The organism is Candidatus Roizmanbacteria bacterium (assembly GCA_016699265.1).
Classification (GTDB): domain Bacteria; phylum Patescibacteriota; class Microgenomatia; order UBA1406; family GWC2-37-13; genus CAZLQR01.
On record CP064967.1, the window covers coordinates 107146 to 133811 of the forward strand.

Below are 26666 nucleotides of genomic sequence, written 5' to 3' on the forward strand. Positions count from 1 at the left end.
CTTATTTAAGAAAGACTTCGTAGATCTGGAAGATATTACTTGTCTCGGCCTTGTTTAAATCGCTATGTTTGGCTGCGAATAGTTTTTCTATTTTTCTACATTTATGAGGGATGGCCTTACATTCGAAAGCATTCATGGTGAAAACTCTTCTACCAGATTTCAGTTGGTTTTTCACGAACTCGATGGTGGTATCATCCTCAAGGAAATACTGGTAGTAGACGGTAGGATGCCCATGAAGTAGCGGGATAGCTGTTATAGGATGTATAACAACCGCATCTTTAGGTATCGCTGGAAGAAATATCTGTTCCAGATACGCATGAACATAAACTGGTCCCTGATCAACCGCGTTAAACATTGTGGGCGCATATATGACCAGATCTTTATAATGCCAAAAATTAGAGCCGAGTTGAACCGTGGTCAGCGCAACCAGAAGAATAAATCCAGCCACGTACCTTTTTGCCTTATGAATGTTTGGTACGATATAAGATGCAATACAATCGGAGTACAGCAATATCAGTGGCGGAATTAGAATTAGGAAATACCGGCCGTACGAACCTGAGAACTCAGCGGTTACAAACAGCCCCGCATAATAAAATGAATAAAGTAGAAAAAATGAAACGATCCAGAAGAGCTGTAAGCGATGTGAAATACTTTTGGAGGTAAGCCCAAGCCATAGTGCAGGAAGCGACAATACATACGGAAACTCAAAACCAGTGACAAGATACATAAGATTGGGTAGTGTATTTCGCGTAATATACTTAGCGCTGAATGACTCAAGTGGAAGAGAGTCTGCACAGCACCATTTTTCTCCGAGAACCGAAAGAGAAGCGATCCCTCGCGCCAAGATTAGTGGAATCATCATTATGAGAAGTTGTTTGTCATGCGACTGGAAAAGTATTTCTCCTCGACTTTTTCTATATCCCATTGCGAAGTACAGAAAAAGCGGTAGTAAAATAAAGGCCTCAATGCGCACGCAGAGCAGGAGAAAAACACTCGTGGTAACAAATAGCGCATAGGTGAACGAAGGACCTTTAAGATAGAGTGCGAGAGATACGAATGAGGTTACGGTAAAAAATACAAAATAGGGGTCAAGTGCCATCGAAGCAGACCAGTAAACCAGTATCGGTAAGTAAAGCATGCCAACCAGAGTGAGTAGTGATCCAAGATATGATCGGAACAGCATGTAGCTTAGTACAGAAAGATAGATAGCGAGTAGCACGGACACGACGCGAGAGGCGTTGAAGAGGTTCGACTCCTGGTAACCAAATAGCTTGAGTATCCATCCATGCAATACGGGGACTGTGACTCGTACCGCTTGATCCGGTTTTCCGATCACTGATTTTTCAGGAGTAGCTGCCTCAACGCTTACTGCTTGATTTAGTCGCGCGAAGCTTACAGAATACCCAAGATACCGATCCTCATCGTAAAAAATGCGATGTTGATTGGGCACAAAGGCAAAGCGAAGATATACTCCTCCAGCTATGGCTGCAATCGCGATCAAGAGAATGATCTTCGGTGTTTTAAGTAAATGTTTAACGAATCTTGGAAGAAATAGAAGATTGAGCACGACAAACAGAAATAGAATGCCAGTTGTAGTCCAAGGAAAAATAATACCGAGGAGCGTTTCAGCGAGCATACTCTATTCTACATTAATACCAAAATCAGAGGCTATCTTTCGCGCTTTTTCTTTTTCAGTATGCGGAATAGTAAATGAGAGGTATCGCTCAAAGTAATGTCTTGCCTTATCTTTATCCTGATAGCAGCCAGCATACACAATTGCAAGATCCAGAACAGCTTGAGAAAAATTAGTTTCAGTACGGTCATCCAGTGCTTGAAGTAAAAACTGTTCAGCAGCTGCACAGTTTCCCATACTTGCCTGCAGTCTACCCATTTCGGTAAATAGTTTATAGTCCCATAGATTCAGAGGTATCTCGTAGAGAAGTCCGACTGCCTTCTCTGCTCGCCCTTGAATGCGCAACAATGTAGCAAGCTGTCCACGGTAGAGCAAATTGTTGGGGTATAGGCGCAGCATATATTCAAGTTCTGCAGTTGCTTCAGGAATGTGCTTGGGATCTGCCCCAAGGTTCGATACTAGTGAGAGGTATCGCAGCTCATACTTCTTCAAAAACGATTCGGAAACTTTATTTCGTCGCACAAACAGAGCGCCATTTGAATCAAGATAGATAAGCGCCCACTCATCGGTAAGCGTTGTCTGAATTGATCGGGAAAAGTTGCCCGATTCCTTCGATGCAAGGACCGTATTCACATGCTTTGAGTCTAAGGTCTTTTTAAGAGTGTCCTTTGGGAAGGTGCCGCTTTGTAAAAGAACATTTAGCGTTTCTGATTCGTCATAGATTTCATCCAGTAGATCAATATTTAGCTTATGAGGAAGATATAGTTTGGTATACCCAGTAAGCTCAGAGGTGGTAAGAATATTTCCGGGAAGACTGTGAGAATTAATGATGCGGATCTGTTCAACAGGACTTCGGACGCTAAGGACTTTTAGAGGAAAGAAGATGAGGTATGTAATGTATGGAACTAGCCCTATAAGCAATGCAGTCGTAATTATTTGTGAGTATTTACCTTTTCTTTGTATCTCATCTATGACGGTTGCCAGAAATAAAGCAATACTGAGCATTGCAAGAGGCATAAATCGTATATAGATGTACGAAATTGGTATGAGCACTAGTAGAGGAAGTGCGATCGTATTTCTTTTAAGAAAGCCAAAGTCTTTTTTTATGACAAAATAAACCAATGAAACCGCACATCCAACAATGATCAATGCGAATGCTGCGTAGGGGATCGTGGAAACATTTTCCATAAGAAAGCTTTGATTCACGAGAGAGAGGAGGTTCGGAAGACTTACAAAGGCGCGCTTAAGATAGACAGTGCCTTGGAAGGTGAAGAAGGTTGTGTATATTTTAAATCCATACGGATTAATAAGAGATACGATGAAGGACGCGAGAAGAGCTGCAATCTGCGCGCTCATCAGTAGATACTTTTGCCGTTCTACGTAAAAATATGTAACTGGAATATATAGTAACTGAGTAATAATTGGTAGAAATATGTAGCCGCCGTACAGATTCGACCAGAGCAGTGCAGTCAACGGAAGAAGAGCGAGATATTTGATCTGCTTTTTTTGCAGGGCGATTATATGAACTATGGAGATAAATAAATAGAGAGGGGAGATGATAATGATTGGGTGAATCCGCCAGTATATCTGGACCACAAACAGTATGGCAATAATGGTAAGTATTCGAGCGGAAAACCCTATTTTCAACATGCCGAACAAGACCCAGATGAGCGTAACTGAAGCGGCAAAGAAAACGATCGATACGGCAGAGCTAAGTAGTTGCAGGTTGGGGGCTGTAAGGTTGTACAAAAGTATGTCCGAAAGCCATGAATGGCTAAACCATTCTAACGAAGCATCCGTAGTCTTATAACTTATATCGTAGTGTGACGGGATTTTTTGGAATAGTGCGATGTGTTTCCCAACAGCCAGATGAAGGTATGAATCTGAAAACAATGGGTTGGCAACCACTGTTTTGATGAATAGTATCGATGACGCAAGTAACGCAAAGATCAGGAGGAGATATGTATATTTCTTCATGATAAGGTGATTATAGGTTTGACTGTGATACAAATGAATAGGTCATCTCCGCTACGCTCTTCATAATTTTACTAGCTTCCTCCTCATTGGATTGAATCATGATGCATACCAAAAATGGTCGTTTTGGAACATAAATAATTCCGCAGTCGGAGTATATAGATTCGCTTGAACGAGCTCCGTACGATACGCCATACTTACTTGCAACCGGAATGCCGTCTGGTATACCCGATCGAAGCCGAAGATCATCACTTGACTGCGTCATTAACTCTAGCACCTCATTTGAGTGCTCCTGAGTGAGGTAGGAACTAAGGTATAGACTTCTCAAAATAGATGAATAATTTTTTGGAGTGATGGTTGCTGACTCATCATTCTCCGATTCAAGATCAATATCGAGAGTGTCAAACACAAACGATATTTCCTCTCGAGTAAGTAGACTTAGAAGAATATTTTTCGCAGTGTTATCACTCTCATCGATAGTTTTATCTATAGCATCCTTAACGGCAATCCGCGCACCAACACGCTCTTCCCATAAGGTGCCTGCAGTTTTATCCTTAAACCGTTCCTCTAGAGCGACAAAATCATTTTTTCTCAACTTACCAGACTCAATCTTTTTATAGATAGCCATAACAATTGGGACCTTGATAAGGCTCGCAGGAATAAACTCTTCTTTCTCATTGACCCCTATCGATGTGCCCGAGGGGAGATATTCAAAGTACACTCCCGTCTTCATTGGGATAGCAGCGACATAGGATCTTAGTAATGATCTCAGCTTTGTGAATCTGACCAAAACATCATTCTGATTTTCAACAAAGATTCTTTTTGAGAGATAGGGGTAGTTTTTGTGCAACGATGGTACAGGGTTCGGAGAACTCATGAACGTAAATGACAGTAAAGCTACATTTAAAATAATGCTCATAACAAGCACGGGGATAACGATACGTTTCATTGCTTGAAAAGTTCTTTAAATAATTGTATTACGAACTGAATTCCGGTTGGGACTGCCCATGAACCACTTTCGCCCGCAATACGAGAGCTTTCGTAGGTAGGAATTTCGCCGATTCTTAACCCTAGCTTAAGAGCCCTTATGCTCATTTGATACTCAATAACAAAACCTTCACCATCGAGCTTGAGCGAATCGAAGGCTTTTTTTGTAATTATTCTGTAGCCATTTATGCTGTCCGTAAGCTTTCCGTGCCAGAATAGATTTGCAAGAAGCGTGAATCCTTGGTTTGCCCATTTACGCAACTTAATTGGCTGATCGTCCTCTTCATTGTGCGAACTCTTCATAAATCTGGAGGCAATTACCATGTCAAATCCTTCGTCCATTTTACCGATAAGCTTGGGGATGTCTTTAGGATCCTCATTTCCATCTGGACTAAAAAAAAGGAGATTTTCATTCTTGGCTTGTTCTGCTGCGATACGAAAGGCTTCGCCACGCCCCTTTTTTTGTTGCTTTATAACCTTAATCTTGTGTTGCTCGAAAAATGCAACTGTGCCATCTGTTGATTTATAGTCTACCGCAATAACTTCATCTACTGCATCAAGCGGAATTCGGGGGACTATCTCTTTGACGCCTTCGATTTCGTTACGTGTGAGGATGATGAGCGTTGTGTTTGGTACCATTTGATTGTTTTTTTTAAGCCAATTTCTAAGGGGATTGTCGCATTAAATCCTATCATTTTTTTTGCCTTTTTTGTATCTGGAAGTCTACGCGGTTGTCCGTCTGGTTTCGATCTATCAAGTACGGTTCCTGTTTTTTTACTAGAGATCTTGATGATGAGCTTTGCAAGGTTTTGAATAGATATTTCCTCTGAGCTCCCCAGATTTACTGGATCGGGCTTGGGATATTTCTCGATCAGATCGAGGAGTCCGCGCGTAAGATCCTCAACGTAAATAAAGGAACGAGTTTGTTTTCCGGAACCCCATACAACCAATGGATTTTCACCATCAAGTACTCGTTTAATTAGACCGGGAATTACATGAGAGATCGCAGGATCAAAGGTGTCACGAGGACCGTAGGCATTGTACGGTCGTGCAATGGCCACTTTTAGACCATATTCATCATGATAAAATCGGGCCATGAGCTCCATCACTCGTTTGGACCAACCATAGCCGAGATTGGTTGGTTCTGGGTCGTCTACGAAGCCCATGTTTTCGTTGGTTGGAGGGTTGGCAAAACGCGGGTAGACACAGGCAGAACTTACAAGAAGAACTCGTTCAACTTTGTTTGCGTGCGATGCTCGGAGAATGTTTTTAGTCATCTCAATATTGTCCTCAAACATCTCGACTGGATGATTCATTGTGTACTGAATTCCTGCCACCTTTGAGGCGAGGTGGAGCACTACATTGATATTTTTTGTAGCCTTGAGGCAACTTCGATAATTTGTAAGATCACACCTAATCAGCTTAATCTTTCCGGCAAGATGTGCAAGATTATTGTCGTTGTGATTACACGTCGCACTTACATGTGCACCATTTTTTACCAAAAGCTGAGTTACCCATGACCCTATAAATCCTCCTGCGCCGGTAACCAAAACACTTTTTTTATTCCAAAATGAATTCATGCCCAGACTATAGCAGAGAGAGTTTGCGCGTACAACAAGAAAACCGTTGATTATTGATATGATTGAACGTAATCGAACGCGATCTTTGAATACGAGGCAATAGTTGAGGTCGAGGTCGACTCGTCTGCCTCAACCATTACGCATAGAATATAGGGGCGTTTGGGTACATAAATAATGCCACAGTCGGTGAAGGTGCTTTTCTCTGGGTTGCGCATGGATGGGTGCTCTCCAATCTTATGAGCCACTGGAATAGAGCTAGGAATTGTTGCGGGGAGTTTGTCATTGAACTCTGTCTGAGATAGTTGCTGAAGAAGTTGATTTGAGTTGCTCTTAGACAAATAACAGGAAAGGTAGAGGCATCTTAGTATCGATGAGTAGTTTTTTGCTGTGACTACTGCCTCGCCGTCGCCATCTCTTACTTTTGGTATGTCCAGAGCATCAAAAACCTTATCGATCTCCTCAGTAGAAATTTTTTTAAGAAGTAGCTTTTGTGCGGTATTGTCAGACTCTCTTATAAGGTGATTTAATGCTTGCTCTACTGTAATAATGGTACCCGATTTAAGCTTCCAAAGCTTTCCAAAACCCCTATCACGCGATACATCATCCATAATGATCGTATCCGATGGTTTGAGCTCTCCACTCTCATAGTGTTTATAAATCCCCATTGCCAAAGGAGTTTTGAGTAGGCTTGCCGGTACAAATGCGTTCTTTTCATTAATTCCGATCGAGGCACCTGTTGGAAGATACTCAAAGTACACACTGGTTTTATAACTAAGTTGTGACGAAAGTTGTTGCATATGCTTTCTTAAGGAAACAAAGTTCACAATAAGGTTATTTTGATTTTCTGAAAAAATACGTGGTGATAAAAAACTATATTGAGAACCTTCTGTGGCTATCGGCAGACCGACCTTTTTTGAGTCTTGATTTGCTAAAATAAAATAGACGTTCGTAGTGAGTGATAACAAACAGATTACGCCGAGTACCTTTTGCATAAACGTCTTTATTCTACATCACGTAATTATGTAAAGTTAAGACAGAATGAGCTTAAAGAATCTTACCGCCATTATGTTTTAAAATTGCCTCTAATTCGGCATTGACAAAAATAATCAAAACATATATAGTGAACCTTACTATGATAAGTTCAAAAATTCTAACAAACCAAGAACGAGGAAATATTGTCCTCGGATTATTGATCGGAGCTGTTTTAGCTCTTATCCCATCATATTACTTCTACACGAAGTATCAGCAAGCTCAAAAGCTGCTTAAAAACCCTCAACAGGTTTCATTAGAGCAGACGAAGTCAGTCGTGGATAAGGTTGGCAAACTTATTGCCTTGCCAAATGACGAAACACCATCATTGGCAACTGTCCAAGATAAGTCGAAGTTGAAAGATCAGCCATTCTTTAAGAATGCTGTCAACGGAGATAAGCTCTTGCTTTTCATCAAGGCAAAGAAAGCTATTCTTTATCGAGAGTCAAACAATAAGATCATTGAGGTCGCGCCGATAAATATTCAGAAGCAAGCGGCAGCACCAACTGGAAGCGCCACTGTAGCCCCAACAAAGGCTCCAGTTGTACCAACAGTTAAAAAGTAAATTCAGGTTAGTAATCAAAAACCTCCCGATGTATCGGGAGGTTTTTTGGATGATTACTGTATGACGGGGTTGAGCGCGAGAGTTCCTGAGGAAGTCATTACGTGATATTCTTTAGAGTCGATGCTCAATGAGTTGGGAAGATCTGTAAAAAGAGGCTGCTCAAAAAATGTTTTAGTCACCGTGTCATAGACCTTTAACATATCTTGGTCATCATTCTTCCAGATAATTACCCCGTCTTGAGACGTGATGCGCGTTTTTATGGTAAGGTGAGGATCTTGAATAAGCTTGTCTCCGGCATCCTTCTCACCATTGAGTAGAATAATGTGAGAATCTCGTTCTGTAAAAAGAGGTTTTGGAGTCGCTACGTAGATATAAGAAGGTGATAGCTCAATGCTCTGAATGACCGGTTCAGGTCTCACAAGGACCATATCGTAGGAAATCTGGGAAGTCGATAGTGGAATAGTAAAAATGAGCTGTTTTTCTGCCACTTTATTATTATTTGAGGCAGAAAGAAGTGGAAGAGGATCTATCATCCGGCTATCGTTCCATTTGATTCCTAGATGGAGATGGGGTCCGGTCGATCTTCCCGTACTACCTGAAAATCCAATAATTTGTCCTTTTTTGACTTTTTCTCCAAGCTGTGCCGAGGAAGTAGATAGGTGACCATAAAACGACTGTCCCCAAAGATGCTGAACCGCAACCGTCGTTCCGTAGTTGTTTTCCTCACGATAGGGGACGATCTCTCCTTCATCAACAGCAACGATTGGAGTTCCGGAGGCTGTGGCAAAATCAATTCCATCATGGTTAGGCATTCCAAGATGTTCGGTAGGATCGACCTGTCCGAAACCAAGGGTCAACTCATAGTCCTCGTTAAACGGAAATCGGAGATTAAGGAGTTCAGGTTTTCGTATCTGCTGAATGTTCGGGTCATTGATTACTGCATCTATAGGTGCGCTTTCGACAAGGGTCATAGAGCTTGTAGCTGTCTTTGTTGTAATGTCAGGAATATTTAGAGTGACCGTTGTCGTTTTGTTTGGCTCAATTATCTTTGAGCTCATTCGGGTAATTGACGGCGATGGTTCGTCTATTACGAATGTGTCTCGTAGTAGTTGGGTTGTTCCTTGTGTTATAGCTATAGAGTAGGTGCCTGTTTTCCAAGGTGAGTAGGGTAGAATTCTAAGAACTTCATTGTTTGAATCTTTTTCCTGTAGAGCCGATACTGTGGCTTTATATCCGACAGACTGACCAATGGTGTTCTCAAGCGTTATTGTTAGCGGTTGTGGCGTCCCCAAATAGTTCAGCGTTACCGTTTCGCCTTTTCTAAATAGTTTTTTATCAAGTGATATCTTAGGAGCGGTGTTTTCCTGTGCGAATGCCGTAACTGCGAGTGTGAGAAATGATAGGAAAAATAGTAGGCGTTTCATTGACTGTGTTTTCCCTTACAGCTTATTTCATTATATCTTCGTCGGTTCGAGTGTAGGAGCAGATCTCTGATTTTTTAAACCATAGAGGGATTTCATATTTGGCTTCCTCTAGGTTTCCTGAAGCATGCATCAAGTTTTTAATAGCTCTCTTAGCAGTGTTTGCTAGAGCGGAAGAGTCGTATGAGTAGTCTCCTCGGATTGTTCCTGGAAGGGATAATAACGGTAGGGTGTGGCCACAGATCTTGCGAACCAATTCTACGGCGTGAGGTCCTTCTAGGACCATAGCGAACACAGGACCAGACACTATGTAGTCGAGTAGCCAAACGCGTACCATGTCTCCGATTTTTTTGGCATCGGTGGTTCCCAAGACTTTTTCTGCATCCATCTCAAGCGCTTTATAGTTATCAAGAGTTTTGTTTCCAATTGCGATCCAGAGTTCATCCCTATCAGCTGGGTAATGTTGATCTGCGAGGTCTTTGGTTACGACCGTCATCTTTGAAGCGACCACTTTTAGACCAGCTTTTTCGAAACGAGAAATTATCTCTCCAATTAAACTTCGCTTTACTCCGTCTGGTTTTACGACGACTAATGTTTTTTCAATCATAGGTGTGATGCCTGTTATATCTGCAGGGTAGCTTAAATATATCATGCTCATCGGTAGTACGTCAAGGCCTCAATTGGCCTTAAATAAAAGAAAGCATAGGAATTGCTCATAGAATTTGAAGCAATATCATTAAAAAAGCATTACTATATTAGACCAAAATGCTCAAAATCCTATAATAAAGTTAGTATGCGTTTGAGGCTCTATGAAAATCCGAATTAATTAAGAATCATACCATCCATGATTTTATACAGACGTATAGTTTAGTGCAAATTAGTTTGATCGATTTGACCCTTGCAATTAATGAGTTTAAGCATATATATTTAGATATACATTGCAGCTATTTATTTTTTATGAAAACAGTTAAGATATCTATTTTTTTCGGATTCTTATGTTTGATGACGCCTTTATTTACCTTCACCTATGCTCAGATTTCCTCATATAGCATAGCTCGATATATTGAGGTTAAAGATGAGAAGGTACCTTCCGGCTCACTGGTTTCACAGAATCCTGATGGAAGCTATTCACTTAGCAGAAAAGCCTACGACCCACAAACCAAGGGCGTAATAGTCGCCGATCCTTCAATCTATGTAAAGTCGGACAATCCTAACAAAAAGTATGCACTTACAAGCTCGGCAGAGGCTAGGGTTCTAGCAAACACATCCAATGGACCGATAAAAAGAGGCGACCTGCTAAGAACCTCAACAACAGCAGGCGTAGCGGTTCGAGCCGATAAGTCGGGATATGTTGTTGGGACTTCACTTCAAGACTACACAAATACAAATCGTACACAAAATGTGCTATTAAGTGTCGAGCTAAATATCCATTACGCGCCTTCCCCGTCAACTCTAGGATCTTCCTTGACCGATATATTCAGCTTATCTGCCTTAGCATCATACGAACAACCCCTAATTGTTTTCAAGTATGTGATTGCTGCAATAATCACGCTGCTCTCCTTCATTTTTGGATTCTTTTATTTTGGAAGAATAGCGAGTAAAGGAGTGGAGGCGTTGGGAAGAAATCCTCTCGCAAGTCGGGCTATTCAGTTCGGAATCATTATGAACGTATTAATCACGTGTGTGATTATTGGTGTTGGAATTCTGGTCTCATTATTTATTATTCGTAGTTAACCAAACCTATGACCTATATCATTCTGTCTCTTGCGGTCTTTACTTTAGGACTCATTGCGGTGTATGCCTATTTCATAATCAAAAATGAGTTTGGAATTTCTAAGTATGAAAAGCATGCTAAGAAAAAAATAGATGAACACATGAAACGGGTGATAAATAGTTCAGAAGCAGTTTTGAACGAATCGACCGAGAAAATGAATCGACTATTATCACAGACGAATCATTTTAAAGGCACTATCGAGTCTCAAGCAAAAATGATCTTCGAAGATTTTAAAGATAGGTATGTGGCTAGTCTTAACTCAGAGCTTGCCTCAGTAGAAAAACAATATGAGGAAGCGTTTTATCAAAATATGAAGGATCTAAGAAAGAAACTGGACGGCAGGTTTAAGGAACAGATGGACAAGACCGATGAGCTTGTGGAAGTTTTTAAGAAGACGCAGTTTGAGAACGTAACTAGGGAACTTGAAGCGTATAGAAAGCAGCAGGAGGAAAAAAGTGTGCAAGAACTACAGATAATTTTTACAAAAGTACTAGACGACGTGGTTAAGAAATCGTTAACTAAGGAAGATCAAAAAAGGCTCATATGGAGCTCCTTAGAATCAATAAAGAAAGATTTTTTTTCAGGTAAAAAATAATGATATGAACGATGTCTTAAGTTTTTTTGAAGGTCTCATCTTGGTGAGCGATCGTGAAAAACTCATTGATCAGATAGAGATGGTCAGACGTGAAATTTTTGCTGTAAGTAATTCCGAGACATTGGAGCAAACACTTAAAAAACAACTATCAGAATCGAGGGCAAAGGAGTTTTTTTTGTATCTAAGTAAGTATAAAAAAAATATATATGATGGACATATTATTGAGGAAATTCTGGAGTCCCTAAGAGGTAAGGCAATGGATCTGGACGTAGTAAGACTGAGCCTTGCCATAGATATGAGTAGATCGGAGATATCCGAGCTACATACGAAGCTGACCGAACAACTTAATCAACGCGTTCTATTAGATGTCCACATAGAGCCTTCACTCCTCGGGGGATTGAGGCTAGAATATAATGGCGTCTATCTCGATTTATCTTTGTCGACCAGAATTAAAGGCATGATCCAACCTAGCCGTTAATATTACTTTTTGAAAAATATGGATACCTATCAGAGCTATTTAGACACATTGAAGGAATATGGAGTAGTAACGAACGTGCATAATCATATGGTGAACGTTGACGGTCTGCCAAGTGTACGAATCGGTGAGCTCGTGTTGTTTGAGACGGGTGAGTGGGGATATGTATTCCGAATTGAGCGAGGAATAGTTCGAATTCTATTATTTTCTCAGACCCATATTCGAGTAGGGACAAAACTGGTGAGAACCGGAAAGACGATTTCCATTCCGGTAGGGCCCGAACTAAAAGGTTGTGTTATTGATCCGCTTGGAAGAATCATATTACCGACACCAACCTATAGAAAGCCAAAGGTCGTACGTGAGGCGGTGCTTGAACAGATATCATTGTTAGATCGTAGAGTTCGAATTAGTAAACCCTTTTTTACCGGTGTAACCATGGTTGATTTTATGGTTCCACTCGGTAAAGGACAAAAGCAGGTAATAGTAGGAGACAGAAAGGTAGGAAAAAGTAGTTTTTTTTTCACGACTGTAAAAACTCAGGTTAAGGAAAATCCTTCGCAGGTAATTATTTACGCCCTTATCGGAAAGAGTAAATCAGATGTGAAGCAATTAATTGAGAAGTATAGATCGGCAAACCTCAGCTCACAGGTAATTTTTGTTGTTAGTACGTCGGAGGACTCACCAAGCATGATTGCTTTTACTCCTACAACGGCTATGGTTATAGCGCAGTACTTTAAAAGCGAAGGTGTAGACTCGGTGGTTATCCTTGACGATCTCACAACGCACGCCAAATACTACCGTGAAATTATGTTGACCGGAGGTGAGTTTCCTGGTCGAGATTCGTATCCAGGAGATACTTTTTTTGTACATGCTAGACTGTTGGAAGCATCAGGAAACTACAGATCAAAAGACAATAAAGAGGTATCTATAACCTGTTTTCCTGTGGTAGAGACAATTGAAGGCGATCTGACCGGCTACATATGTACAAATATTATGAGTATGACCGATGGTCATGTTTTTTATGATAGCAATGCGTACTTTAACGGGAGAAGGCCAGCGATTGAGCCATTACTTTCAGTAACTAGAGTAGGTAAGCAGGCTCAGTCATCACTTAAGCGTGAGATTAATCATGAGGTTTCGGTGTTTTTATCTGAGTACGAACGTTCACTTAACTACTCACATTTTGGTGCCGAACTCTCACAAAAGATTAAGGACATTATTAAAAAGGGTGATTTGTTATATAAATTTTTTGACCAGAATTATGCGGAGCTCTTTCCAGAGGCAGTTCAGTTTGTTCTTTTCGCGCTAATATGGCTTAACATAACGGATAAAATTCCTAACGTTAATATTGCTAGGTGTAAACAGCAATTAAGTTCTGCATTTGTAGCTGAACAGAGTCGACAACTTTTCGATTTATCATTAAATGCTAAGACGATGTACGAGTTATTAACGCGTGTTTCTCAGAATGAGCAGGAGTTTCTTACTATATGCAAAGTTTAAAATTCATTAACAAAGAGATGCCGGTTCTACAAAGTTTGCGCACAATAGCACAGGTATATCAGGAAACATCAATTATCAAAATTCAAGATGTTCGTACTGGAGTCGTGAAAACACGAGATTATCTTTCGGGACTTTCTCAGATCTATTCCGAACTTAAATCTGCACGTTCAGGGGAGATTGCTCGACTTAACAAGACAAGACAACACAATAAGACAGTGACCAATACAGGCAAACTGCAAAAAACATTAATTATTTTGCTGTCTGCAAATACGAAGCTTTATGGTGCCATAGTCCAGGATGTTTACCAACTTTTTGTTGAGGCAATAAAAAAAGAACCAGATGCTGATATTCTTATTGTAGGAAGGTTGGGTGAACGGTTATTTAAGGAAACGGGATTAGAGCGAAAGCATCTATTCTTTGAGATCCCTGATGCAAATCTACAGACCAATGACCTTGAACCAATTATTTTTCATATAGTTAAATACGAAAAGGTCATTGTGTTTCATGGAAAGTTTTACAATCTAATGACGCAGAGAGCGATAAGGGCGAATATTACGGGAGATGTAATGGTAGAGGAGGGTATGCTTCAAGAGAATCATGCGGTAAAGCAATTTTTATTTGAACCAAATCTTGAGAAGTTGATCCAGTTTTTTGAAACTCAAATATTCGCCACACTTTTTAGGCAAACCGTACATGAGTCTGAACTTGCGCGCTATGCATCTCGAGTAAATGCAATGGAAGAGTCACTGCAGTTTATAAAAAGAAGACAAAAAGAACTTCAAGATGCGAAAAAAAGATTTACCCGAGCGAGTCAACAAAAAAAGCAATTAGAGAGACTTTCAGGAATGCGTCTCTGGAGGTAACAAGCACAAAGGTATGAAAGAAGGAACAATTACAGCTATTAAAGGTCAGATAATCGAGGTTGAGTTCCGCGAGGATAAACCCGCCATCAACGATATTCTAACTCTTGAAAACGATCCTACAGCTATTTTTGAGGTGTATTCTTCAGCGTCCGACGAATCATTTTATTGCTTTTTGCTAAGGAGTTCTCAGCAACTTCAACGAGGCATGAAGGTTCTAAACACAAAAAAACCATTAGTAGTGCCTGTAGGTAAAGGTTTGCTTGGTAGAGTAATAAATGTTTTTGGGGAGCCTTTAGATGGAGAAGCTCCGCTTGAGAATCTTACCTACGCTCCTATTTCACCCACAGATATTCCATATGATCACATTTCGGTGCCATCTGTATTCTTGGAAACAGGCATCAAGGTTATAGATTTTTTCTCCCCCATATTAAAAGGTAGTAGAGTTGGATTATTCGGAGGCGCCGGCGTCGGAAAGACAATTCTTCTAACAGAGATAATTCATAATGTCGTTATCTTGCACATAGAGGAGAATGTGTCGGTGTTTGCCGGAGTAGGAGAGCGTGCAAGAGAGGGTCATGAACTCTATGAAACGCTTAAGGCGAGTAACGTATTGCAAAAGGTAGCGCTTATATTTGGCCAGATGGGTGAGAATGCGGCAGTAAGATTCAGAACTGCCATGGCTGCAGCAACAATCGCAGAGCATTTTAGAGATGTAGAAAAAACAAATGTTCTTTTCTTTATCGATAATATGTTCCGTTTTGCACAGGCAGGATACGAATTAGGTACTTTAATGAATCAGATTCCTTCACAGGATGGGTACCAGCCAACTTTAGCTTCGGAACTTGCCTCAGTACAAGAGCGCTTAGTTTCCACCACATCCGGAACAATGACGAGTATTGAGGCTATTTACGTGCCATCTGATGATCTTACAGACTATGCAGTTCAGTCTATATTTCCATTTTTATCCTCATCTGTTGTTCTGTCTCGTAGCATCTATCAGGACGGAAGATTTCCTGCCGTTGACATACTTCACTCGACGTCTTCTGCATTGAGCAAGGAAACTGTGGGAGACAGTCACTACAGTTATTATCTAGCCTCTCAGTCACTATTAAAGCGAGCTATCGAACTTGAACGTATCGTTTCGCTCATTGGAGAGTCCGAGCTATCAACAGCAGATCAGTCAATCTATAGGAGAGCTAAAATTCTGAGAAACTACTTTACGCAGAATTTTTTCACTACAGAACTACAGACCGGTAAAAAAGGAGTCTATGTGCCATTATCAGAGCTTGTGACAGATGTTGGGCAGATTATCTCAGGTCGATATGATGATGTTCCTCCCCAGTCATTTATGAATATCGGTTCATTAAAAGATCTAATGAAGGCTTAAAACCATGACTTCCTATGTAATTCATGTAGTTATTCAGGACCTCGCAAGGACGGTGTTTGAGGGTGACGTGTCTGCAATTAGTTCTATCAATGAAAAGGGGCCATTCGACATACTGTCTTTTCATGAGAATTTCATATCTCTTATTAAAGATCAGATTACTCTAACTCATCTGGACGGAGCGAAACAGCAAATAAAATTAAACGCAGGCGTTTTGAGAAATATGGATAATGTAGTGCAAATATTTATCGGAGTTGACACTCTTTAGTTAATAATTCGCGTTGCAAAGATAAGCTGTCTTTTTAGTGTAGTGCCTGGAGGCCAGCATGTCTGAAGAGTGAGAAACTCTTTGTTCGTTTTACGTGTAATATACTCTACCTGAGATGGGTCTACGATTTGTTTTGATACCACTTGATATCTATATCTTTGTCCTTTGTAGAACAAGTTTACCTCGTCGTTTTTCTCCAATTTATAAAGAAGATAAAATATGGCGTTATATGCTCCGACATTCCAAAAGTAATCGGTAGAATGTGCAAATAAGAAAATATGACCACCCTCGCCTGGAAAAGCAGTTCCTAAAGCATGTGCAACTCCGTACTTTAGAGCGCTAGAGTACTCCTCTTCGTTTGCAGAGTCCACATTGCCTATAATGTTAGAGTTGGCGCCTATCTTTGGGATCACAATACTGAAATTAGTATCCTGTGGGACAAGAACTTCACGCTGTGATCCGGTGAGCGCTTTGGCGAGAAGGCCTCTGCGGTCTTCTGGTTTCTGAGAAGGGAAAGGCGAAGTTGTGCTTACGACATATGATTTATTTAGTGACGTATTCAAAGTGTACTGAAGCTCTTGTTTTAATGGCAAGTAGAACGTCTTAATCATCAAAACGAGAGATGAAATAATAAGAACATTGCCGATAGTGCGAAGAAGAAGAATTTTATTATATTCAGACTTAGAAGTCATAGTAATTTGAATTTTTTAATTTTTAATTTTTATTCAATTTTTAAGTTCAAATTTTTAATTACTAATTTAATAATAATTAAGAAATAAGAAATAAATATTAGACATCTAAAACTGTGCCATCGAGAGGAATTGCCCCGACGATCGTTGTCGTCGGGATCCCGACGTACCGTCGGGAAACCCCCTAGGTGAATCATACTAAATAATCTAGTTGTGCCGCCGGGAAGAATTGAACTCCCATCTTTCCCTTAGGACGGGATTGCTCTATCCGTTGAGCTACGACGGCTGATCATATGTTATCAGTTGTCGGACATCAGTTGTCAGAATTTATCAAAATCAAACTTAAATAACCGATTGCTGATAGCTGAAAACTAAAATCCCTATTACCTGATTCCGACTTCGTAGATGTCGGGTAAGGGATTCTGAAGTGGGTTTAGATTAGAGAGAATTAAGAGTTGGCCTGCTGAAGTTATTGCGAAAAATCGTTGCGAAAGTGGACCAGAGTAGATCGCTTGTTTTGCGGTTCCGTCATAGTCTGATAATGTAATCTGTTTTACCTCTCCAAACACGAGGTGACTCGAATCTGAGTACCAACGAATTGACTCTATTTCTTTGTCTGAGCTACCTATTTCGAAGTTTTTATCTTCCTTACGGTCATATACGTACACGTGGTCTTGCAGAAGTTGACGTGATTCTGTGGTTTGGTTCGATCCAATAAGTGGTGGAACTATTACCATAGGCAAATTTACCGTTCTTTTTGCCCTATAAAGAACTTTCGTCTGGTCAGGTGAGTGTCTGGCCATCGAAAAGGAGTCACTAGCTATTTTTCGAATTTCTTTTGGATAAGCTTCAAAAATTTTTTGCAGCTCCTTTTTATGTTCTTTCTCCCATGCAGAAAGTAAAGCCTGCTTCGATTCGGTCACATTAAGAGGAATCTGATTCTCTTGATCAAGAGAGATGAGGTAGGATACAGAGCTATCTTCCTGTAGGAGAGTAATGATTGCCTGCTTATAATCATGCGAAAATTCTACGTTTGAGTCCGAAAAACTACCAGACTGAAGTAGAGATGATTTTAAGGCGAGTCTTTTTAAAGGTTGAAAAATGTTGAGTGGAGTTCGGGACGCCTCAAATGCATAGATGCCATCTGTTTCTAAGTTGCCATTCTCAGAGAATAGCAGAATTTTATCTGAAGAATCGATTTCTTCCGCCTTTGTTATGCCCAAATTAGTAAGAGGAGAGAGCGAGGGATTTAGGGGAAATAGTACTGGATTGACTACCTCAACTATTTCTCCTCGAAGTTTTAGCGTAGTAGAGTAAGGAGTGTATCCTTCTTTTTTTACCTCTACTGTATAAGTTCCAGGAGATAAAGAGAGATTGAGGTCGGTGGCGCCTCTAAAATCCCCGTTAATATAGACTTTGGCAGCTCTGGGCGTTGAGCTTACTGCAAGTATTCCTGTCGAGGAAAGCTGCTTTCTGACAGGATCGAATCTGTATCCACGAGCATAGAGAATAACACCGATAGAAAAGACTATGAATAACGAAAGAAGAGTGGTACGAATTAGGTGTTCTGACACTTGATCTGATTTGATATACTTTAGATGTTTTTTGATACTGTAATATTGGCTTTTTTTTGTTTTCACGGCAAGGATATTATACAATAAATTCACTAATTTTTAGTTTGAAATTTTCAATTTTTTTATTCAAGATCTAATGTCTAGTTCTTAAACGCTAAAAATTGAAAATTGATTTCAAACTCCTGCCTGCCGGCAGGCAAGCCGAATTTCAAATTGATTATATGGGTTTTTTCAGTCGCAAACGTATAGGAATCGATCTAGGAACCGCAAACACGCTCGTCTATGTGCAGGGTAAGGGAATAGTATTGAATGAGCCAACTGTGGTTGCTTATTCGTTGGAAGACAGGAGAATTCTTACGGTTGGGAACGATGCAAAGCAGATGCTCGGTAGAACTCCAGGCTCAATAATAGCTTCACGTCCAATGAGAGAGGGCGTCATAGCCGACTATACGACTACATCTGCCATGATAACCTACTTTATTAAAAAAGCCGTACAGGGTAAGACGATGTGGACAGATGTCATGATCTCGATACCTGGAGGCTCGTCGCAGGTTGAAAAGCGAGCGGTCGTATCGGCATGTAAGCAGGCTGGAGCAAAAGATGTTTATCTTATTGAGGAGCCGCTTGCTGCTGCAATAGGCGCAAAGATTCCCATTTCTCAGGCATCTGGCCATATGATAGTTAATATGGGCGGAGGAACCGCTGAGATTGCTATCATTTCCTTAGGGCAGCTTGTTGCATATAAAACAGTTCGGGTTGCTGGTACAAAGATTGATGAGGCGATTATGCAGCATCTGCGAAAGAAGCACAATGTAGTTGTGGGTGAGAGGACTGCAGAGGAAGTAAAGATAAAAATAGGGAGCGCCTTTATAGAAGAGGGTGATGGATATGTTGAGCGTACCACTGAGGTTCGGGGTAGAGATATTCAGACCGGACTTCCACGTATTCTTGAGATTGGTGAGAAGTCGATAAACGAAGGTATACAGAAACCACTCAAGCAAATACTGGAGGGCATTAAGGAAGTACTTGGTATGGCTCCACCTGAACTAGCTGCAGACATCGTAGATAAAGGAATAGTGCTGTCCGGAGGTACGGCTCTTCTTCATAATCTAAACAGATATATTACCTACTACACGGGCGTATCGGCTTTTGTGGTTGAAGACCCTTTGTTTTGCGTAATTCGTGGCGTTGGAGTAACTATTGAGAATCTAGATAGCTTCAAAAATGCTATCAAATAACCTATAATGCTAATAAAGTATTTTGAGGCTGTTGTGGTTAGCCGTCTTAAGCGTAGATAGAAAGAAAATGTAAATAGTATTTCGTTTATCTATAAATAAAAAACGTACTGAAATATAGTTTAGACCGAGTCAACATTCAAAAGTATAGTAAATATATTTGAACAAAAGATAATTATAAATTATAAAAGTTTGACAAAAAATATATATAGTAAATATGAATAAAAAAGCCAACAGAAGTATTTTAGGAGTATCGGTGAATATGGACCCAACCAATTATATCCTAGAGAATATTAAAAAAGGTCTATTGTCTCAGCGAGTATTTACTCATGTTGTCTCTCTGAACCCTGAAAACATAGTTCTGACCCTACATGACGACCTATTTAAGAGGATTGTACTTGAAGCCGAGATTACCATAAATGATGGTATTGGGATTGTCCTAGCAAGCCAAATGCTATTTGGATCATTCGTGCCTAGATTGACCGGAGTTGAGCTCATGCAAAAACTCATAAATGAGGCTGCTAATGAGAGCCTCAGGGTGCTGTTAATAGGCGGAAACTCAAAATTGGCAGAAGAGCTAGCAGACTGCTATAGTCGAAGCTATCCAGCTTCAAAATTTAAAGGTATAGTTGGCTTCAAAGACATAAAGCATCCAACATCTGGCGAGCAAAAAGAGATCCTTTCTATAGTGACTGCTCTGAGGCCACATCTGATCTTCGTTGCATTTGGTTCTCCATACCAAGAGAAATGGATATATGAGAATAGAGCGTCACTACAAGGAATAACCTGCATTGGTGTTGGGGGAGCTTTCGACTTCTTGAGCGGAAGAGTTGCTCGAGCACCGAAGCTGATTCAGAGTATAGGTCTTGAGTGGCTGTACAGACTAATGCGTCAGCCTTGGAGATGGCGACGTCAGCTTCAGTTACCGGTATTTATTTACTTGGTATTAAAGCAGAAATTTTCGAGGTCTGAAGGTTGAGATGGATAGTTTAACTATCGTCGATCCTTATCGGATTGCCATGACAATCTAAAAATAAAAATCCCCGTAAAATCGATTTTAAGCCCTTTTTTTTGAAAACTGCGCTCTATAATAGGGAGATATGAAGATAGAACTACAAAAAGTCCTGAAATATTTCAATTGTTTTGAGTATTCACCGTCCTTTGAGGAGATTTATACCTTTTATCCCAGGAAAGCAAACCAAAAAAGGCTAAAGGAATATATTGACAAGACGTATAGACATACTCTAGGGGAGTATGGTATCGAGTCAAAAGTTAAACGTCAAAAGTCGAAAGTTTCATTGAATAAGCTTCATAAAGTCAAGAATTATTTGGATATCATAGCGTCTTTTCCACAGATTAGATTGATCGGACTATCTGGAAGCGTAGCAATGCTGAATGCAAAAGAGAATGATGATATAGATTTGTTTATGGTGAGCGCTAAAAATAGACTGTGGACAACAAGATTCATAGTTAACATAGCTGCATTGCTTTACGGACTAAAGAGAGGAAGATATGAAAAACAAGCGAAAGATAAAATTTGCTTAAATCTTTTTTTTAGCGAAGATCATTTGAGAATTGAAAAAAAACTAAGAACTGAGTATATGGCCCATGAGGTGCTACAGATGAGGCCAATTTTGGATGTAAATCAGACGTACAGGAAGTTTTTAAGAGATAACGACTGGATACTCTCATTCTTTCCTAACGTGCGGCTAAGCCGATATCTGCCGAGCAACGCGTCATCTATTAGATTTGTATCCAAAAGTTGGGTTCATTCTGGTTCCGTACTATTCGGAAATATACTGGAGATGATTTTGAGAAAAGCTCAGCTCTTATATATGGCTCACCCAAAAGGGGAGGAACGAATTGAGATAGGACAGCTCTGGTTTCATCCACGAGATTACAGCCGAATTGTGAAGAGTAAGGTATAATTACCTTATCCGCCAGAGTGTTGGAATTGGCAGACCTGCCTGCCGGCAGGCAGGCAAGCACGATTGACATATGTGGTTTGTTTATGTTTTGCAAGGTGTTAAATCTAAGACATTTTACAAAGGATTAACAAATGATTTAGATAGAAGAATCGCTCAGCATTTTCTTGGAAGGAACCAAACTACTAGAAAAATGTTGCCCGTAAGACTACTACATGTAGAGTTTTGTAGTTCTAGATTAGAGGCGAGAAATTTAGAAAAATTTTACAAATCGGGATTCGGAAGAGAAGTTTTGAAAGAAATAGCAGATAGTTTATAAAATGCCGAGGTGGCGGAACTGGCAGACGCGCACGCTTCAGAAGCGTGTTCTGGCAACGGAGTGTGGGTTCAACTCCCACCCTCGGCACCCGGTGTTTGGTAGAATACATGTTAGGAGAGGTCGCATAGCCCGGTCCATTGCGAGGGTTTGCTAAACCCTTGAGCCTTAACAGCTCGCGTGGGTTCAAATCCCACCCTCTCCGCAGAAGAAAGTTATTTTCCTGAGTAGGTGACGCTGTCAATTCTACCTTCGGTCGTATTGAAGGTCACAGACCCATCAGGATTTATCACAAGCATGCCATTTGTGATGAAGGGAGAACCTTCCACATCAGCATTATGGTATTCGGCTATCCTATTTGCGATATTTATGCCGTCCGCAGTCTCACCGGCCGTTGAACATGCCTGAAGAAGAATCCTAAAATTATTTCCTAGGTGTTTTCGATAGTCGTTAGCACGTCCCTTAATTTTGGCCTGTCTTTTTTCTGCGTCGAGATAATCGTGCAGATCTAAATCTTCTCCTTCTGGTCCTAGTGCTAGCCCTCTCGCATTAGCATGAGCATGAATGAGCACATTCCTAATAGCATTTGTTTGTAAAGGATCACGTCCAAACTGACGCTCATGATTACCCACTGCTATAAGAATTTTTGCTATTTCGAACTCCGATCCAGCCTCAAAAAAGATCGCATCTTCATCACCCATTGCGCGAATAGAGTCATTACCTAGATTTGAGGAAGACCCATTCCAGTCTGTGCGGGCACCTATAACAATATTTGTAATAGGGGTGTCGCCAGTCTTCCACTGTAGTAGCTGTTTATGAAGATGTGGCACCTCATAAAGAGATAAATTATACAGTCCGAAGGTTTGGATAATCTCATTTAATTCAGCTTTGCCATAGGTGTCTGCATAGCTTGTAATTGCTGCGACCTCATTCGTCATATGCTTAACTTGGTCTTCTATCGCACGTTGTTTTTCTTGAGACGTTAGAGTTCGAGAACTTTCTTCTTCATCTTTATAAGTTATCCGTGAAGCGGCGCTGTAGGTGCTCCACGATTGAAACATTCTTTGAGCAGTACTCTGATCGATTCCGAGTTCCTGAAATCTACCAATTATGTTGGGAAACTGCTGCAAATCCGGTCGGGGAATATGCACAAAAGATCTCCAAGTTCCTGCTGGAAGATGTTCAACGTATTCAGAATATTGATCTTCACATTCTTTCACCATTATCCAGTTCTCACAGAAACGTTGATCAACGAGATCTCGCTGAGGATTATCTATATTTTCTTCGCCTTGGTTTACAAATGATGTGAAATCACCAAGACCAATCATTTTCAGAGACAGTCCATAAGCATGAAGGCGCTCTTCAGCACCCAACACTGTCTGGATGCGAGCTTCTGTGGCACCACCAATATAAAGCCATCCCATTAGGCGCATTGGTAGATCTGGATTCGTATTCCCAGAGAGAAGAGGTTGAATCCTATCAAATGCGCTGAGATATTGATGGGGGTCTTTCATATCCCTATATTCCCATCTCAGAAATGGATATTGGTCATTAAACTTTTGTAATAGAGGTAGAGCTTTCTGAAAATTGAGCACAAATTCGAGAGGGTTATCTGCTTCTCGCATAGCTGTGGAGCAAATTTCTGTCCAAATATTACTGTCTCCAAGTGGGGTTAATAATGGCGTGAGGGTCTTCCAGCTCGATATAAACTCTGGATCAATTTCAATATGTGGTTTTGAGGCAATATAGTATCCATTAACAATATTTTGAAGTTGAGATGCGTACGATCGAAGATCGAATGCTTGATCTGGATTGCCAAATAAATCTCTGGCTGTTTGATAGGCAAGAAGTGGATCAGCGAAGTCAAAAAAACCTGTAAATGTGTAGCCTCGCTCCGACGAGCAATTTTCGAAGATAGGATCTTCTTGAAGAACCTCATATAGTTTTTTTGCAGAATTTAAATATGCGTGTAATTCTTCAGCGGTTTGTGTTTTGTCTAGATTGCGAACTAGTAGATCGGCAAATGAGTCAAGACCCACTTCATGGATTGAAGTAATTTGAATAGCGGTTACTTCGACACTGCGCCACTTAGTGTATAAAATCTTCTGTTCTTCATATGGTAAAGTTGGAAAAAGTATCCAGAATTCGGGAGATATCTCAAGAGCACCCTCAGGAAAACCTACCTGATGAATAACATTCTGAGCAACTTGCTCAGACGCACCATTTTGCACTAGCTGTGCCTGCACAGCCGCTTGTTTTTCCTCCAGTATTTTTTGGAGACGTAGTTTAAGAACTGCGTTCTCTTTAGGATCCTTTACCACGTTGTCAATTTTCCAGTTTAGATTTTCCAGTTCATTTTTGGAGCACGATAAAAGAGCCGATGCAAGTTCATCGTGGCCTTGGTGGAGGAGTGTAACAACCACACTATCAACCACATTTATCGGGTCCTCGGGTTCCTGACGCCAGCGATCGGTACTTCCAGGTTTGCGCATTAAGCGCAGTTGAGAGGTTTTATCATCAAGACCCTCGATACCGAGTTTTTTAGCGTCGATGAGAAGCTGTGCAATTTGTTGAGGGTCTCTCGGAATCTCTGGTCCGAGATTGCTAAGTGTTTCCTGAGTTGTGATTGGGTCCGGTGATGGTTTTATAAATGCTCCATCAGATGAAATTTCGCCCATATAAAAAGTGTAGCAATTAACTACAAAAACTTCTTTGCTCGAAGGATTTTTTCTACCTCTCGATCGTTAATTCGATGGTACGGACCCTTATGAGAGAGGAGCGCTCCCGAGAAGGTGCGAGGTATATGCATGAGTTCGTGAACTAGGGTTTTTAACTGGTCGCGATCAGAGAGCTTATCGAATTTTTTTGCATTCACCTCGATAATGTAGGTTGGTTTTATTCCCGCAACCTCGCTGAACACCTTTGCCATGCCCCAGATGCGAGCGTACGCTCTTGTTTTAGCATCAACACTACGGATACAGTAGATCTGCTTCGGAATAATGTGGGTAAATTCAAGTGCCTCAATAAGGGCATCAATTCTTTTTTTTACATCGGGAGCGAGATCATACTTCATAATTTGAATTTTGTAGTTTTTAGTTTGAAGTTTTTAGTTTGTAATCAAGATTAAGTTTTCAGTATTAAAATAGACAATTGAATTCAAAATTCGAAATTTAAAATTCAAAATAAACTGCTACTATTGTATCATGCTAAGGAAGCTGTTCATTTTTCTTCTCGCGCTTTTCGTCTTTCTCCAGTATGCGCCTGTTCATGCATTGGCAGAGGAGAGAATTCGCAGCTTCGATTCCGATATAAAAATTCAGTCAGACGGATCTATTCGGGTTATTGAAACCATTTTGTATGATTTTGGATTTAGTTATCGGCATGGAATCTATCGCGATATTCCAAGTATTGTTTATAGAGAAAGAAACGATAAGTATATTCTGAAATATAGCGTTGAAAGTGTTACGGATGAGGCGGGAGGCGCTTACCAATACTCTTTATTGTATCCCTCTGACTACCTACGAATTAAAATAGGCGACGCAAACCGTACTATTTCTGGAGAGCATACTTACATAATTACATATGTAGTACAAGGGGCTCTCACCTACCTACCAGATCATACAGAGTTGTACTGGAATGGAACAGGAGACCAGTGGGAGGTTCCGATTGATTCTGCACATATAACTGTTGAACTTCCCAAGCAGATTTTTGGAAGTGAATTAAAACTAGCCTGTTATACAGGAACTTTAGGTTCTGCAGAAAATGACTGTTCGTCTTCTTCGAAGGGAACCATTCAGGACTTTACAGTTATGAAGTCGTTAGGAGCTAAGGAAGGGGCCACAGTTGTCGTAGGTTTTCCCAAAGGTACGGTAGCGACATTGCAGGCGGAGAGGTATGTGTCTTTTTTCGATCGGTGGTATGGTCAGTTACTTCTTATTGGACTCTTTTTGCTCGCGCTCCTTTGGTATGTGATGTATCCCATTTGGATCGTTGTAAAATGGTTTCGTCGTGGAAGAGATCCACGACCAATGATGGGGGAGACGCGCGCATGGTTCGATCCCCCAACTACATCACGGGGACGTAAGCTTACTCCAGCAGAGACTGGAGCACTTCTCGACGAGTCAGTTGACACCAAAGACATATCTGCCATGATCGTGGACCTTGCAAGACGAGGCTATCTCCAGATTGAGGAACGTGATAAAAAGGATTTCTATCTCCTTAAAAAATCTAAGGTGAAAAAAGACGATTCGTTACTCCCTTTTGAAAGGACATTTTTAGATTCAGCTTTTGCGGATGGAGGCGAACTTAGATTAAAAAACTCAGCGCTCTATACAACTATACTTACGATAAAGACACAGATCTATACTCAGATAGTTTCGGACCAATTTTTCCCTAAGGACCCAAGTAAAACACGTTTATTTTATGGAGCCATTGCTGTTCTCGGATTTATAACATTTAACCTACCTTTAGCTATCGTGGCGATATTATTTGGGCTGCATATGGCAAAGAAAACACAGCAAGGTGCAGATGCGGCAGCTGTGGGACGGTCGTTGAAGAACTTTCTTTCTTCGCAAGAAAGGCAGCTTGCCTATCAGGCGAGTAAGCAGATGATGTTCGAGCGACTACTGCCGTTTGCGGTAGCATTTGGGGTAGAGAAACTCTGGGCTGAGCGGTTTAAGGATGTGGGACTTAAGCAGCCCGAATGGTACACAAGTTCACATATTGGCGCATTTCATAGCGCAGCATTCGTTTCAAGTCTAGACTCTTCTCTTAAGTCGGTTTCTATTGCGGCCCAGCCACCACACTCTAGTGGCTCAGGTTTCTCCGGTGGTTTCTCCGGCGGAGGTGGCGGTGGAGGCGGTGGTGGAAGTTGGTAAGT

At 40.8% G+C, this 26666-nt stretch carries 25 protein-coding genes and 3 tRNA genes; 15 read left to right on the forward strand and 13 right to left on the reverse strand.

All coding sequences use genetic code 11. The features are described 5' to 3' along the window. Position 1: 1 nt before the first annotated feature. The 6 genes from IPH70_00605 to IPH70_00630 are packed head-to-tail and all read right to left on the reverse strand — an operon-like array spanning position 2 to position 7166. The gene (locus IPH70_00605) at positions 2-1636 is read right to left on the reverse strand and encodes a hypothetical protein (protein ID QQR64027.1); all 1635 of its coding nucleotides are present in this window, start codon (positions 1634-1636) and stop codon (positions 2-4) included. Positions 1637-1639: 3 nt separating this feature from the next. Further along, positions 1640-3610 (reverse strand): hypothetical protein, encoded by a 1971-nt coding sequence (locus IPH70_00610; GenBank protein ID QQR64028.1) that lies wholly within the window; start codon positions 3608-3610, stop codon positions 1640-1642. 10 nt (positions 3611-3620) lie between these two features. Then, the gene (locus IPH70_00615) at positions 3621-4556 is read right to left on the reverse strand and encodes a serine hydrolase (GenBank protein ID QQR64029.1); all 936 of its coding nucleotides are present in this window, start codon (positions 4554-4556) and stop codon (positions 3621-3623) included. After that, positions 4553-5233, reverse strand: coding sequence for a glycosyltransferase family 2 protein (locus tag IPH70_00620; GenBank protein ID QQR64030.1), 681 nt, complete (start codon positions 5231-5233; stop codon positions 4553-4555). The genes IPH70_00615 and IPH70_00620 overlap by 4 nt, the downstream gene beginning before the upstream one ends. Beyond that, a complete protein-coding gene (locus tag IPH70_00625; GenBank protein QQR64031.1) occupies positions 5170-6174 on the reverse strand; it encodes an SDR family NAD(P)-dependent oxidoreductase in 1005 nt (334 codons plus the stop codon). The genes IPH70_00620 and IPH70_00625 overlap by 64 nt, the downstream gene beginning before the upstream one ends. 50 nt (positions 6175-6224) lie before the next feature. After that, positions 6225-7166 carry a serine hydrolase gene (locus IPH70_00630; protein QQR64032.1) on the reverse strand — a complete coding sequence of 314 codons (942 nt, stop codon included), beginning with the start codon at positions 7164-7166 and terminating at the stop codon, positions 6225-6227. A gap of 140 nt (positions 7167-7306) precedes the next feature. Between IPH70_00630 and IPH70_00635 the strand changes: the two genes are divergently transcribed. Further along, positions 7307-7768, forward strand: a complete 462-nt coding sequence (locus IPH70_00635; GenBank protein QQR64033.1) for a hypothetical protein — start codon at positions 7307-7309, stop codon at positions 7766-7768. A gap of 53 nt (positions 7769-7821) precedes the next feature. Here IPH70_00635 and IPH70_00640 read toward each other — a convergent pair whose 3' ends face one another. Together IPH70_00640 and IPH70_00645 are read right to left on the reverse strand one after the other, a co-directional pair. Next, complete coding sequence (locus IPH70_00640; protein ID QQR64394.1) at positions 7822-8826, reverse strand: M23 family metallopeptidase; 1005 nt, start codon at positions 8824-8826, stop codon at positions 7822-7824. Between the two features lie 388 nt (positions 8827-9214). Beyond that, the gene (locus tag IPH70_00645) at positions 9215-9796 is read right to left on the reverse strand and encodes a nucleoside-diphosphate kinase (protein QQR64034.1); all 582 of its coding nucleotides are present in this window, start codon (positions 9794-9796) and stop codon (positions 9215-9217) included. A 395-nt stretch (positions 9797-10191) separates the two neighbouring features. Here IPH70_00645 and IPH70_00650 point away from each other — a divergent pair, with 395 nt between their 5' ends. Genes IPH70_00650 through IPH70_00680 form a run of 7 tightly spaced genes read left to right on the forward strand, consistent with a single transcriptional unit; the run spans position 10192 to position 16048 of the window. Beyond that, positions 10192-10923 (forward strand): hypothetical protein, encoded by a 732-nt coding sequence (locus IPH70_00650; protein QQR64035.1) that lies wholly within the window; start codon positions 10192-10194, stop codon positions 10921-10923. An 8-nt stretch (positions 10924-10931) separates the two neighbouring features. Beyond that, positions 10932-11558: a hypothetical protein gene (locus tag IPH70_00655; GenBank protein ID QQR64036.1), complete on the forward strand. Its 627-nt coding sequence runs from the start codon at positions 10932-10934 to the stop codon at positions 11556-11558. 4 nt (positions 11559-11562) lie between these two features. Then, on the forward strand, positions 11563-12036 hold the full coding sequence (locus IPH70_00660; protein ID QQR64037.1) for a F0F1 ATP synthase subunit delta: 474 nt from the start codon (positions 11563-11565) through the stop codon (positions 12034-12036). Between the two features lie 18 nt (positions 12037-12054). Then, positions 12055-13533 (forward strand): hypothetical protein, encoded by a 1479-nt coding sequence (locus IPH70_00665; GenBank protein QQR64038.1) that lies wholly within the window; start codon positions 12055-12057, stop codon positions 13531-13533. After that, positions 13521-14396, forward strand: a complete 876-nt coding sequence (locus IPH70_00670; GenBank protein ID QQR64039.1) for a F0F1 ATP synthase subunit gamma — start codon at positions 13521-13523, stop codon at positions 14394-14396. The genes IPH70_00665 and IPH70_00670 overlap by 13 nt, the downstream gene beginning before the upstream one ends. A gap of 13 nt (positions 14397-14409) precedes the next feature. Further along, positions 14410-15783, forward strand: a complete 1374-nt coding sequence (locus IPH70_00675; GenBank protein ID QQR64040.1) for a F0F1 ATP synthase subunit beta — start codon at positions 14410-14412, stop codon at positions 15781-15783. A gap of 4 nt (positions 15784-15787) precedes the next feature. Further along, positions 15788-16048, forward strand: a complete 261-nt coding sequence (locus IPH70_00680; protein QQR64041.1) for a hypothetical protein — start codon at positions 15788-15790, stop codon at positions 16046-16048. Here IPH70_00680 and IPH70_00685 read toward each other — a convergent pair. The 3 genes from IPH70_00685 to IPH70_00695 form a co-directional block, all read right to left on the reverse strand. Further along, positions 16045-16740 carry a sortase gene (locus tag IPH70_00685; GenBank protein ID QQR64042.1) on the reverse strand — a complete coding sequence of 232 codons (696 nt, stop codon included), beginning with the start codon at positions 16738-16740 and terminating at the stop codon, positions 16045-16047. The genes IPH70_00680 and IPH70_00685 overlap by 4 nt on opposite strands. A 211-nt stretch (positions 16741-16951) precedes the next feature. Beyond that, positions 16952-17023, reverse strand: a tRNA-Arg gene (locus IPH70_00690). Between the two features lie 97 nt (positions 17024-17120). After that, positions 17121-18377, reverse strand: a complete 1257-nt coding sequence (locus tag IPH70_00695) for a PEGA domain-containing protein (protein QQR64043.1) — start codon at positions 18375-18377, stop codon at positions 17121-17123. A gap of 155 nt (positions 18378-18532) precedes the next feature. On the opposite strand from IPH70_00695, the gene IPH70_00700 reads away from it, so the two are divergent. The 6 genes from IPH70_00700 (at position 18533) to IPH70_00725 (ending at position 21992) form a co-directional block, all read left to right on the forward strand. Continuing rightward, positions 18533-19549 carry a rod shape-determining protein gene (locus IPH70_00700; GenBank protein QQR64044.1) on the forward strand — a complete coding sequence of 339 codons (1017 nt, stop codon included), beginning with the start codon at positions 18533-18535 and terminating at the stop codon, positions 19547-19549. 214 nt (positions 19550-19763) lie between these two features. Beyond that, the gene (locus IPH70_00705) at positions 19764-20525 is read left to right on the forward strand and encodes a WecB/TagA/CpsF family glycosyltransferase (GenBank protein ID QQR64045.1); all 762 of its coding nucleotides are present in this window, start codon (positions 19764-19766) and stop codon (positions 20523-20525) included. 121 nt (positions 20526-20646) lie between these two features. Then, complete coding sequence (locus tag IPH70_00710; protein ID QQR64046.1) at positions 20647-21474, forward strand: hypothetical protein; 828 nt, start codon at positions 20647-20649, stop codon at positions 21472-21474. Between the two features lie 70 nt (positions 21475-21544). Beyond that, a complete protein-coding gene (locus IPH70_00715; protein QQR64047.1) occupies positions 21545-21790 on the forward strand; it encodes a GIY-YIG nuclease family protein in 246 nt (81 codons plus the stop codon). 3 nt (positions 21791-21793) lie between these two features. Further along, positions 21794-21877: transfer RNA gene (locus IPH70_00720), tRNA-Leu, on the forward strand. A gap of 26 nt (positions 21878-21903) precedes the next feature. Then, positions 21904-21992 (forward strand) — tRNA-Ser (locus tag IPH70_00725). Positions 21993-22002: 10 nt separating this feature from the next. Here the strand turns inward: IPH70_00725 and IPH70_00730 are convergent. Beyond that, on the reverse strand, positions 22003-24465 hold the full coding sequence (locus IPH70_00730; protein ID QQR64048.1) for a hypothetical protein: 2463 nt from the start codon (positions 24463-24465) through the stop codon (positions 22003-22005). A gap of 20 nt (positions 24466-24485) precedes the next feature. Beyond that, positions 24486-24860, reverse strand: a complete 375-nt coding sequence (locus IPH70_00735) for a metallopeptidase (protein ID QQR64049.1) — start codon at positions 24858-24860, stop codon at positions 24486-24488. A 130-nt stretch (positions 24861-24990) separates the two neighbouring features. Here IPH70_00735 and IPH70_00740 point away from each other — a divergent pair, with 130 nt between their 5' ends. Next, entirely contained in the window at positions 24991-26664 is a 1674-nt protein-coding gene (locus IPH70_00740) for a DUF2207 domain-containing protein (GenBank protein ID QQR64050.1), read from the forward strand. Positions 26665-26666: the final 2 nt, after the last annotated feature.

Coding starts and splice junctions, on each gene's coding strand:
- IPH70_00605 (QQR64027.1), bottom strand. CDS start 1,636: ATGCTCGCTGAAACGCTCCTCGGTATTATTTTTCCTTGGACTACAACT.
- IPH70_00610 (QQR64028.1), bottom strand. CDS start 3,610: ATGAAGAAATATACATATCTCCTCCTGATCTTTGCGTTACTTGCGTCA.
- IPH70_00615 (QQR64029.1), bottom strand. CDS start 4,556: ATGAAACGTATCGTTATCCCCGTGCTTGTTATGAGCATTATTTTAAAT.
- IPH70_00620 (QQR64030.1), bottom strand. CDS start 5,233: ATGGTACCAAACACAACGCTCATCATCCTCACACGTAACGAAATCGAA.
- IPH70_00625 (QQR64031.1), bottom strand. CDS start 6,174: ATGAATTCATTTTGGAATAAAAAAAGTGTTTTGGTTACCGGCGCAGGA.
- IPH70_00630 (QQR64032.1), bottom strand. CDS start 7,166: ATGCAAAAGGTACTCGGCGTAATCTGTTTGTTATCACTCACTACGAAC.
- IPH70_00635 (QQR64033.1), top strand. CDS start 7,307: ATGATAAGTTCAAAAATTCTAACAAACCAAGAACGAGGAAATATTGTC.
- IPH70_00640 (QQR64394.1), bottom strand. CDS start 8,826: ATGAGCTCAAAGATAATTGAGCCAAACAAAACGACAACGGTCACTCTA.
- IPH70_00645 (QQR64034.1), bottom strand. CDS start 9,796: ATGATTGAAAAAACATTAGTCGTCGTAAAACCAGACGGAGTAAAGCGA.
- IPH70_00650 (QQR64035.1), top strand. CDS start 10,192: ATGACGCCTTTATTTACCTTCACCTATGCTCAGATTTCCTCATATAGC.
- IPH70_00655 (QQR64036.1), top strand. CDS start 10,932: ATGACCTATATCATTCTGTCTCTTGCGGTCTTTACTTTAGGACTCATT.
- IPH70_00660 (QQR64037.1), top strand. CDS start 11,563: ATGAACGATGTCTTAAGTTTTTTTGAAGGTCTCATCTTGGTGAGCGAT.
- IPH70_00665 (QQR64038.1), top strand. CDS start 12,055: ATGGATACCTATCAGAGCTATTTAGACACATTGAAGGAATATGGAGTA.
- IPH70_00670 (QQR64039.1), top strand. CDS start 13,521: ATGCAAAGTTTAAAATTCATTAACAAAGAGATGCCGGTTCTACAAAGT.
- IPH70_00675 (QQR64040.1), top strand. CDS start 14,410: ATGAAAGAAGGAACAATTACAGCTATTAAAGGTCAGATAATCGAGGTT.
- IPH70_00680 (QQR64041.1), top strand. CDS start 15,788: ATGACTTCCTATGTAATTCATGTAGTTATTCAGGACCTCGCAAGGACG.
- IPH70_00685 (QQR64042.1), bottom strand. CDS start 16,740: ATGACTTCTAAGTCTGAATATAATAAAATTCTTCTTCTTCGCACTATC.
- IPH70_00700 (QQR64044.1), top strand. CDS start 18,533: ATGGGTTTTTTCAGTCGCAAACGTATAGGAATCGATCTAGGAACCGCA.
- IPH70_00705 (QQR64045.1), top strand. CDS start 19,764: ATGAATAAAAAAGCCAACAGAAGTATTTTAGGAGTATCGGTGAATATG.
- IPH70_00710 (QQR64046.1), top strand. CDS start 20,647: ATGAAGATAGAACTACAAAAAGTCCTGAAATATTTCAATTGTTTTGAG.
- IPH70_00715 (QQR64047.1), top strand. CDS start 21,545: ATGTGGTTTGTTTATGTTTTGCAAGGTGTTAAATCTAAGACATTTTAC.
- IPH70_00730 (QQR64048.1), bottom strand. CDS start 24,465: ATGGGCGAAATTTCATCTGATGGAGCATTTATAAAACCATCACCGGAC.
- IPH70_00735 (QQR64049.1), bottom strand. CDS start 24,860: ATGAAGTATGATCTCGCTCCCGATGTAAAAAAAAGAATTGATGCCCTT.
- IPH70_00740 (QQR64050.1), top strand. CDS start 24,991: ATGCTAAGGAAGCTGTTCATTTTTCTTCTCGCGCTTTTCGTCTTTCTC.